The sequence below is a fragment of the Enterococcus sp. 3H8_DIV0648 genome (genome assembly GCF_002140655.1).
GTDB lineage: Bacteria > Bacillota > Bacilli > Lactobacillales > Enterococcaceae > Enterococcus_A > Enterococcus_A hulanensis.
Window position 1 is genome coordinate 1,739,205 of the sequence record NZ_NGLG01000001.1, and the last position, 9,662, is coordinate 1,748,866.

Sequence of the window (9,662 nt, forward strand, 5' to 3'; positions counted from 1 at the left end):
TTACTAGGATCTGCACTCACTACATAAGTCATATAGTAACTGAAAGCTAAAAAATCAACTGTATTATTCTTTAAAATTTCTTGATAGTTTTCCACGTAATCAAAAGAGATATCATTATCTCGGAAATAGTTTAGCATACTTTTAGGATAGTACCCTCGAGCCATTACATCGAAAAAGGAAAGATTGATTTGATCCTCTATCATAGTTGCTTCAACGTCTGCCGGCGAACAGGTTTCCGCGTAACATTCTAATCGCGCAATCATACAGCCAATCATACATTGAGGAGCGACTCTATGTGCGTATTCCACTGTCAATGCTGAGGCAATAAGTTGATGGTGAAGTGCTTGATAACAAACAGATAAATGATTCTTTTTAGACTTTTCAACAAAAATTCCTGCACCAACATATGGTGTACTAAGAGTTGCATTGATTTCGTTAAAAGTAATCCAATACTTCACTTTGTCTTTGTATTCATCTATCAAAACCTTAGAATACTTAACAAAGAGGTCAATTAATCGTTTGTCTTCCCAACCATTATATTTTTCTGTTAACGGTAATGGATTTTCATAATGTATCATAGTAACTAGTGGTTCAATTCCATATTTATGCAATTCGTCAAAGACATTGTGGTAAAATTGCAATCCTTCTTGATTGGGTTCTTTCTCCTCGCCAGTGGGGAAAATACGACACCAAGAAATGGACATACGGTAAGTTTTAAAACCCATCTCTGCAAACAGTGCGATATCTTCTTTATAGTGATTGTAAAAGTCGGCCCCTCTTCGATAAGGCAAATTATAATCCGCTTCATTTTCTCGAATTTTCAAAAAACGCTCAAGAGACATATCATCTGTTCCGATAGAATTTTCACGATTTACGTTTGGTACAAAATCAATAAAATCAAGCTGCGATTTACCACGACCGCCTTGATTAAAACCTCCTTCATATTGTGCAGAAGCAGTCGCTCCACCCCATAAGAAATTCTTTGGAAATGTCATAGTTTTTTTCCTCCATTATTATATTATTCGATACTTGCTTCCATCTCACTGATATCTTCTGTATCAATATCAGTTTTTTTCGTGAAAACAAATGTGTACCCAAAAGCAGTTAAAAAGCTTAAAACTAGGCTTAACACCATCCATAAAAGATTATTTGTTCCATTCATATATGACACGATTGAAAATAGTCCTGGCATAGCAAAAGCTAGACTTTGAACACTAAACAACATGTAGGCAGCCCCACCCACAGCCCCACCGATGATTGAACCAATTAATGCATTTCTGTATTTAACACATACGCTGTATATAGCTGGTTCAGTAATTCCAAGAATACATAATCCACCATTCGAAAATGTAGCTGCTTTCATTTCTTTATCTTTTATTTTTAGTGATGTTGCTAAAGTTGCTCCACCAATAGCTATATTACTGACAAAGAAAGCCGGAAATAAATAATCCATTCCTGTTGCAGCAAAATTTTGGATGATTACTGGATCCAATGCTGAATGCATTCCTGTCATCACTAAGAACGGCATCAAGCCAGCAAATAATGCACCAGCTATTGGTCCAGCTATTTTGAACAGCATCAAGAAGAAATTTGATACAATACCAGTACAATAGTTCCCTAAAGGCGCCACAATAAATAGTAAAATCGGAATGAATATACCGAATGAAATCATACCGGTAAAAACCAAACTCAAATTCTTTGGAATGAACCTGTTAATGAAATGATAAATATACGACATTGCTATCACACAAAGAATCGCGGGTAACACCGTAGATGAATAATTATAGTAAGGAATATTAAAGAAAATAAATTTTACAGATTCTCCCGCATGTTCAATCATTGTTGGATACATCAAAATACCTGCTACCATCAATCCTAGTAGTTCATTCAGCTTAAATCGTTTTGCAGTTGTATATGCGACCATAAAAGGTAGAAAATAGAATGGTGCATCTCCGATAATTTCCAAAACAGTAAGTAAGCCACTACCCTCACTTGCCAGATTAAAAGTTGAAATAATAATAGTTAACGACTTGATCATCCCTCCGGTACAAAATACTGGAATCAAAGGCATAAAAATTGAAGACAGTGTCTGTAAAACACCATTGATACCTTTCGGCTTTTCCTGGATACCCTGCTCCTCATTAGTGGTACCGTCCTTGAAACCGATCATCTCTTTAAACTCCATACATACTTCTTCAACCTGCGGTCCTATCACACATTGAACTTGATTGCTCAATGTTTTCACTTGGATTATCCCCTGAATATTTTCCAACCTCTTTAAATCAACTACATCTTTATCCTTAACCACAAGTCTCAAGCGAGTCACACAATTGAATACATCCAAAATATTATCTTTTCCGATAGATTCCAGTATTTCTTTGCACATTTTTTGATGCTTCATTTTGCTCCATCCTTTCGTAATAAAAAAGCCAGACAAAAAAACATAATTATCCTTTCGAAATTATGAATTCAAGTCTGGCCTATTCAGTAACCATCTTACTTTTCATTATTAAATTATTGATATGAATGATTAAAAAACCTTTTTCTTCCATTGTGATCTTTACGTGAAAAGCTGTATCTACATATTCTTGTATAGTATTTACACATTTCAAAGTATTGGGATGTTGTTCCTTCAATATCTCAAAAAGAGAATTATCATTTTTTTCTAAATGAGTATTGTTTTCGGAGAATAAACGTGTACAAAAGTATTTCATGTGTGTCAAAAAACGCTCATAATGAATACTTTCTTTGCTCAATTTTATATTGAAAAAATCCTCAATGATTTTGGTTACTTGATCAATCATCTTAATTCTTTCATCATTCTTTATTCCCCCAGAGACATTCAAAATATGAAAAGCAATAAATCCAATTTCATCTCTTGGCAATTTAGTCTTACTTATTTGTTCAACCTTTGCTAAAGTACTTTTAGATATTTCATACTCCTTCGGAAAAAAATTCTTTATTTCATTTAGCATTTCATTTCTCATAAAGATTCCGTCATGGGCTCGTTCAACTGAAGAATTAAGATGATCCGCCAACATGACGTACGCAATTGAGCTAGGCTTTATCCTTAGCTGATGTTCAGCTTGATTAAAAGTATCAATTGCAATCTCAAAATACTCAGCAGGAATCGCTTCAATAACGTCAACATAACGAGTTACCTCATTCTCGGTAAGTACAAATCTTTTTTCAACAACACTAGATTCAATAGTATCACCAACTTTTTTTAGATAAGCAACTCCTTTCCCCATTAATACGATTTCCTTACCTGTCTTATTTCTAGAGGTAATTACATTATTATTTATAATCCTATAAATCTCATAGTTATTTTCTTTTTGCATGTCCAATCACATCCCCATGATTGATAAAACCTTTCACGTCACTAAACTCTAAGTCGTAATCAGCTCCATTAGTTAAAACCATAATAATAGTAGTGTCTAACCCTTTATCAATGATGTATTGCTTATCAAATTTAAGTAATGGTACGCCTTTTTTTACAGAATCATTTTTTTGAACTAATTGAGTAAATCCTTCTCCTTGCAAATTGACTGTTTCAATCCCTACATGAATCAATACTTCTAAACCATCTTGTCTCTTTAAACCAAGTGCATGTTTTGTTGAAAAAAACATCGTTACTTTTCCATTAAATGGGCTAGTTATTATTTGGTCAACAGGATTAAATGCAAGTCCAGCACCCATTAGACCTGTACTAAATGTTGTGTCATTTACGTCCTTTAACGCAACATAATCACCCGAAATGGGAGCATATATACTTTTATCCTTTTTGAAAATCATTTTATCCTCCTTTCGATAAGAAATACAAAAAGGGCCAGACCAATACCTAAACAAAGTTTAGATGTTGATCTAGCCTACTTAAAGTAACTTATCTAACTATCTATTCGAAGTATAATATACAAATGAGAACGTTGTCAAGCACTGCATTGAAACTGTCTATCTCAAATAAGCAACACTTTAATAATATTTTTTGTAATTGTACAAGTAATCTATACAATTGGTCAAATGCAGCACAAGCATTCAAATTTTCCAAACATTTTCTTCCTAAATCCCGACAATAGATTCAATCAGTGTAAATCCCAGATACTGTGCATTCTTTTCGATTTCTTTTCTCAATTGCTCACCATACACAAAAATATGTTGACGCCACGGATCAGTTAAATACCCCCAAGATAAATCTTTAGAGAAGAATAAATAATAATCTCCGTCAGGGTAAAATTCTGGGAAATACGCATTGTATCCCCCATGCTCATAGTTTTTATCCAAAATAAATGTCGGATTTTCTTTACGTGTCTTTACCTGTGGATAATATTCGTAGCAGGTACTCTGCCAATCGAGGGCATACATATACTCTTGGTCTTTTAAGCAAGTGCAAAAAATGTCTCGGATCGTTTCACGCCAGTTAGGATCTGAATCAGCTATAGCAACTACACCTTTACAACTGTAAAGATCGTGAGGCTCCTTTACTGTATAACGAGAATCTTTTGCATAATAATCTGGTTCGAAAGAAAATCGTTAGTAGACGGTTTCCCAAAGTGCATCTGTTTGTTGACCTGATAGGATTTCCCATTCTTGTTGTGATTGCATAATAAGCCTCGATTCTAAGTTAGTATCTAGCGTTCCAGTTCCTAAGGGGCGTTTCATTTTCTATACTATATGATAAGTTAAACGGCAAGGTCCATCCTCTTATCAATCCCCTTGCATTATTCGTGCTTTTCTAGACCACCAATCGCCTTTTCTCCAATACTCCATTCCATAAAAATATTAATATCTTGAATCGAATCAATTACTCTATCTCTGTGCTCACTACAATTTTTCAATGTTTCCAGCAATATCGGTTTAACGATATGTTTTTCTAATTTACCTTTTGTGCGCGCAATATAAGCAAGCCCCAGAGCGCTATTAGCTCGAACTTGTTCATCAGAATGGTTTGACAACTCAACACATATATTTTGTGCTGTTTTCCAGTTCGCATGATATTCTCCAACGGAAAGTGGCAATATCGTTAGCTCCTCTATACTACCGAACTGCAAAATTCTCTTAATTTCTTTTTCGTCAAATTCTGGCAAAGGTCGATATAATCTCTTCATATTAAGCACTTCCTTTTCCCATCATATATCTCAATAAATAGACTCTTTGAAAAAATCAATTAAGACCTCTTTCAATCATCATTCCTCATCACTTGAATCAAAAACATAATAGTCGATATCAATAGCAGTCTCTGTTTCTGAACAAAAATCAATTACTTCTTTACTAGGGCTTATGCACGGATGTATTTCATCGATATATATTGAAGGTACGATCTCCAATGAAAACGATAGATCAAAATCAGCCTTTAGACGTTTCAGTTTTTCTTTTTTAGGTATTAATTCTTTTAGTGTACTATGCATTTGATTTTCGACAAAAACATCGTACTCCTCACAAAGTCCAAATTTCCATGCCGCAAAATCAAATTTTCTTCCATTCTCTTTCTCATCACCGATCCGCCATTGCTCGAATGACTGCAAGTTCAAATATCTCGTGATGTCATCAGGTTCAAAATCTCCTGTAATGCTGAAATAAGTATAGCAACTGGTTTTATCTGTCATAAGCTGTCCTTTCTATTCATTTTTATCTATTTAACTTGCTATAAAACCTATCATACCGCGGAAAATAAAAAAATATCCCATTTATGATACGGCTTCACATATCTCAAATGGATGGTATTTGTTCTATAACTTCATAGTACCAATGAGTTAATGATCGCACCTTTCGATTTAGAGGTCAATTTAATCCTCGCCTGACTCTTGAAACCACGTCAAATAGTTTTCATGCTCTTTACTTAGTTCGGCTTTCTCAAGAGTCCTTGCAACATAATCGTCTCCTTCTATCTCATCTATTTTCTGCAATAATTTTAAGGTTGGTGCTACCTGTATTTCAAACCAGTGTTCTGAGCGTTCGATTGAAAATCCTTTTGCTTTCATACTAAAATTCAACTCTCCCACTGTCCGAAACATCTTTGCCCAGCGCTCGTTGACAATTTTCGTATCTGAATCCAAAAGATCATACACGATCACTTTGCTATTGATTAAACCTGCACCAATCTCTCCGAGTCTTTTCCCATAAATAATCTGTTTGATCACTTCCATTGCCTTAACGTCGCTACAACGAACTTCATATCGATTATAAATTTCGTATTTCAACAATGCGTCATCCTCGGATAGACCTTCTTTATTCGCTAGTTCAAATCGTTTTTCATAAAAATTAAAGAAAAGGGGCGATTTTCTAGAACCAAAATAGAGTGATAATCCTTTGTTTCTACTATTACCATCCACGTCCTTTATAGACCCGCCATAGTTTTCAAAGGTTTTAAATCGATCGCTTATCAATCCTTTAGAGCGCTTTTCTAAAATGGAAAATAGATCGAAATACTCGCTATCTTCTTGTGTCCAGAACTCATCCATCGCAATATCAATTCGACTACATTGCACTCGGCTATAACAACTTTCCAACTTTCCTTGTTTCTGCCAGATTTCAGATAGAAATCCTTGCCAATCTGTTTGCTTTTTTTCTAATTGTCGTTCATATTCTCGGCATCCTTGTCCTGAAAATTGTACAAGAACATTTCTGTTCATTTTTTTCTCGTGCGAGAACACCCAAATATTTTTACAGACAGACACACGATCAAACAGGTAGAGTCCTGTTGGTCTCGTTTCAAAGTCTTCCTCCTCCATACCCAAAACACGAGTGATGATTTCTTCAGGAGTCACATCAAAGAAGGATAATCGCAAATAATCAATCATCACTCGCATATCCGCACCTTCTTTCACACACAATCGAAAGTAAGTATCCAGTGTTTCTTTTACACTATTGGGAATGACTCGTTTCCCACGTTCCATCTTTTCGTAATAGGACAGAGAGACGTTTAAAATTTCTGCAAATTTCCGTTGAGGAACAGGGGCTACCTTTTTGTTCTTTCCATCAGAGACACCTAATTTATACCGGTATTCTCGTAATTCTTTCGGTTCCAATCTACCCTCTCCTTTAAATAACGCTTTTATATTTTCTGTTAAAAAGAAAAACGAGCACAAATCGTTAGTATGACTAATTTCTAAATTGTGTGTCCCTTTTAATTATCCGCTAACCGCACAAGCCTTTATCTTCGATATACTTTTTTATTTCAAGCTTATTCACGCTTTTTTTCATTTGTTATTTTATTTCTATCCCCCCTATTAGATAGTGGGGGATGAACGGTTTTGTGCAGGCGCAAGCGCCTGCACTAAAACCATCCACGCACACTTTGGCGTGTGCGTGTGCACTTTACCTGGCTGGCGCCAGTTCCAAGTGCACACGCCACGCTCGTCATAGTAAAACTCATTAACAACGTTATCGCTTTCAATAGTAAGTAAAATTTTTACAACAAGTAAAACTAGATAGATCGATTCTTCTTTTTTTCTGTGGTCAACTAATCTATTCATTCTCGCTCTCTCCAACCTTTATACTCGTAAAATCCTTCAATTTCGTAGTGACTCTTACTCTTGTGCCCCACACATTTTTTATTTTTGATACTGCAATAGCCATTTTCTAACACCTTGCTTACTATAAAGAACCATTCCTGATTCTAGTCGAATCTCTGGACATCCCATATGAACCCATGATTTCAAGGTATTGACACTTACACCAAAATAATTTGCACAATATTTTTGCTTCACAACATCTCGTTCTTCTTTCACGTCCTTCAACGCTTCTTTCATCGTATGGTAAACATCATTAAAATTTTCTTTCTGCCATTCAATCAGTGTTTCGTCAATTGTCGTCATATCTACCCTCTTCTCTAAAAGAATATTAAACTTCTTATAAAACTATAAGTATTCTTTTAACAAATGATATTTCTCTTCTTAAAAGATGTCAATGATTTATTTGTGAATCTTTTACTTCTTAAAAGAATACTAACAAGGTTGATTTATTCAAGGAAAGAAGCTATGATGAAGAAAGAGGTGAATTTGATGATAGAAAATTTTGGATCAAACATAACGAGACTCAGAAAAGATCAAGGATTGTCACAAGAGGAATTAGCAGATAGAGTAGGCTTAAAAAAGCAATCGATTTCAAATATAGAACGCGGAAACAGATACCCTACTTTCGAAACACTAGAGCGAATTGCTTCGGTTTTGAATGCTTCTCCCATACAGTTATTTGGCACATTAAAAGAAATTGCGGTTTCTGACGTCCCAGTGGTATTAAATAGAATTGATGAATATGATGAACGAGTAAGGCAAGTCTTCCAAGCGGAAAAAACGTTGAAAGACATTGGTGAATCTGTAGATAAGCTGGCCAAAAACACTAAATACATTGAGGACTTTTTCTTCAACCATCAACACGATACAAACGAAGAAGGCGCTGCTATTGTAGACGAGAACGGAAACTTTGTGTTTCTTGATTCCTTGTTCAAGACGATTCCATTTGACTCCATTGAGAATCTTGTAGAAAAGATTCAATACATTGAACAATTCTGTTCACCAAAAATTAACTATCATGAAGGAACTCCCGTGTTTGATGATGAGCACAATGTCGTCACTTCCACAGCAATAGAATCTATTCCTTTTGATAAGATTGATGAAACCTACAATCAAATTAAGTTTATTCTCGATAATAAAGAAAAAATATAAAACAAGGGCTGAATCTTTTCCAAGACATGAATGAAAAAGATTCAGCCCTTAAAATAAATGAAGTTTCTTTTCCTATGTGCCCCACACATAAAGGAGGGAAAAAAATGGCAATGTTTCGTGAATATGAATCTAAAAAAGGTAATTTCTGGGAATTAAGAGCTTACCTTGGTCAAAGCGATGAAGGTAAAGAAGTCCGAATTACTCGTAGAGGTTTTAAAACAAAGAAAGCAGCGCAGAAGGAATTAAGTCGTTTACAGGTAGAGTTTGATGAAAACGGGTTACAACATAGACAGTCTATGACATTTCGAGAGTTATATGATTTGTGGCTGGAACAATATCGATTATCGGTTAAACCATCTTCGGTAGCAACAGCAAGGAGATATTGCGAACTTCATGTACTACCAGCTTTTGGCAAAATGAAGATAGATAAAATCACAATTTCCTACTGTCAAAAAGTCGTCAATCGATGGCATTCAAAGTACAAGCAGTATGGTTACCTTAAAAAAGAAGCTCAAAAAATCATGAAATATGGTGTGGCTATTGAGGTCATGAAATCAAATCCCATGCAAAAAATTATCACACCCAGAAAAAAAGAAGTTGAACAACCTATCAAGTTTTATACCAAAGAGGAGTTAAAAACTTTTTTTAAACACTTGGAAAGTATGCGAACAATCAAATTAGAAACATTCTTTCGTGTTATTGCATTTACTGGAATGAGAAAATCTGAAGTTCTTTCTCTACAATGGACTGATGTAGACTTTTCGAAAAAGACCTTGTCAATTGGTAAAACACTCGCTATTGATGAGTTTGGCAAAATCATTATTCAAGAGCCGAAAACAACCAATTCGTTAAGAACAATCAAACTTGATGACATCACTATCCTTAAACTAAGAAATTGGCAAATGGCTCAACGAGAAATGTATTTAAAATTGGGATTCAATACCTTTAGTAAAGATCAATTTCTTTTTACCAATAAGAAAAATGAGCTTTATTATCCGC

Annotated in this window: 11 protein-coding genes and 1 pseudogene; 2 read left to right on the top strand and 10 right to left on the bottom strand. The window is 34.9% G+C overall.

What is annotated here, in order from left to right:
* The 10 genes and pseudogenes from A5875_RS23605 to A5875_RS08090 all read right to left on the bottom strand — a co-directional run.
* Positions 1 to 995, bottom strand: a 995-nt coding sequence (locus A5875_RS23605; RefSeq protein ID WP_088934658.1) for a glycoside hydrolase family 1 protein, incomplete at its 3' end; no start/stop codon positions are given.
* Between the two features lie 23 nt (positions 996 to 1,018).
* Positions 1,019 to 2,401, bottom strand: coding sequence for a PTS transporter subunit EIIC (locus tag A5875_RS08050; protein WP_088933111.1), 1,383 nt, complete (start codon positions 2,399 to 2,401; stop codon positions 1,019 to 1,021).
* A 79-nt stretch (positions 2,402 to 2,480) separates the two neighbouring features.
* Positions 2,481 to 3,341: a PRD domain-containing protein gene (locus tag A5875_RS08055; protein ID WP_088933112.1), complete on the bottom strand. Its 861-nt coding sequence runs from the start codon at positions 3,339 to 3,341 to the stop codon at positions 2,481 to 2,483.
* Positions 3,325 to 3,795: a PTS sugar transporter subunit IIA gene (locus tag A5875_RS08060; protein ID WP_088933113.1), complete on the bottom strand. Its 471-nt coding sequence runs from the start codon at positions 3,793 to 3,795 to the stop codon at positions 3,325 to 3,327. Before A5875_RS08060 ends, A5875_RS08055 begins: the two co-directional genes overlap by 17 nt.
* Before the next feature lie 264 nt (positions 3,796 to 4,059).
* Positions 4,060 to 4,518 (bottom strand): annotated as a pseudogene (locus tag A5875_RS08065) (DUF2716 domain-containing protein); the annotation flags it as partial.
* 200 nt (positions 4,519 to 4,718) lie between these two features.
* On the bottom strand, positions 4,719 to 5,105 hold the full coding sequence (locus A5875_RS08070; protein ID WP_088933114.1) for a hypothetical protein: 387 nt from the start codon (positions 5,103 to 5,105) through the stop codon (positions 4,719 to 4,721).
* Positions 5,106 to 5,183: 78 nt separating this feature from the next.
* Positions 5,184 to 5,603 carry a DUF4279 domain-containing protein gene (locus A5875_RS08075; protein WP_088933115.1) on the bottom strand — a complete coding sequence of 140 codons (420 nt, stop codon included), beginning with the start codon at positions 5,601 to 5,603 and terminating at the stop codon, positions 5,184 to 5,186.
* 180 nt (positions 5,604 to 5,783) lie between these two features.
* On the bottom strand, positions 5,784 to 7,025 hold the full coding sequence (locus tag A5875_RS08080) for a replication initiation factor domain-containing protein (RefSeq protein ID WP_088933116.1): 1,242 nt from the start codon (positions 7,023 to 7,025) through the stop codon (positions 5,784 to 5,786).
* A 201-nt stretch (positions 7,026 to 7,226) separates the two neighbouring features.
* Positions 7,227 to 7,472 carry a hypothetical protein gene (locus A5875_RS08085; protein WP_088933117.1) on the bottom strand — a complete coding sequence of 82 codons (246 nt, stop codon included), beginning with the start codon at positions 7,470 to 7,472 and terminating at the stop codon, positions 7,227 to 7,229.
* Between the two features lie 78 nt (positions 7,473 to 7,550).
* On the bottom strand, positions 7,551 to 7,814 hold the full coding sequence (locus A5875_RS08090) for a hypothetical protein (protein ID WP_088933118.1): 264 nt from the start codon (positions 7,812 to 7,814) through the stop codon (positions 7,551 to 7,553).
* Between the two features lie 162 nt (positions 7,815 to 7,976).
* On the opposite strand from A5875_RS08090, the gene A5875_RS08095 reads away from it, so the two are divergent.
* Positions 7,977 to 8,663 carry a helix-turn-helix domain-containing protein gene (locus A5875_RS08095; RefSeq protein WP_176244639.1) on the top strand — a complete coding sequence of 229 codons (687 nt, stop codon included), beginning with the start codon at positions 7,977 to 7,979 and terminating at the stop codon, positions 8,661 to 8,663.
* A gap of 104 nt (positions 8,664 to 8,767) precedes the next feature.
* Positions 8,768 to 9,662, top strand: an 895-nt coding sequence (locus tag A5875_RS08100; protein ID WP_176244640.1) for a site-specific integrase, incomplete at its 3' end; no start/stop codon positions are given.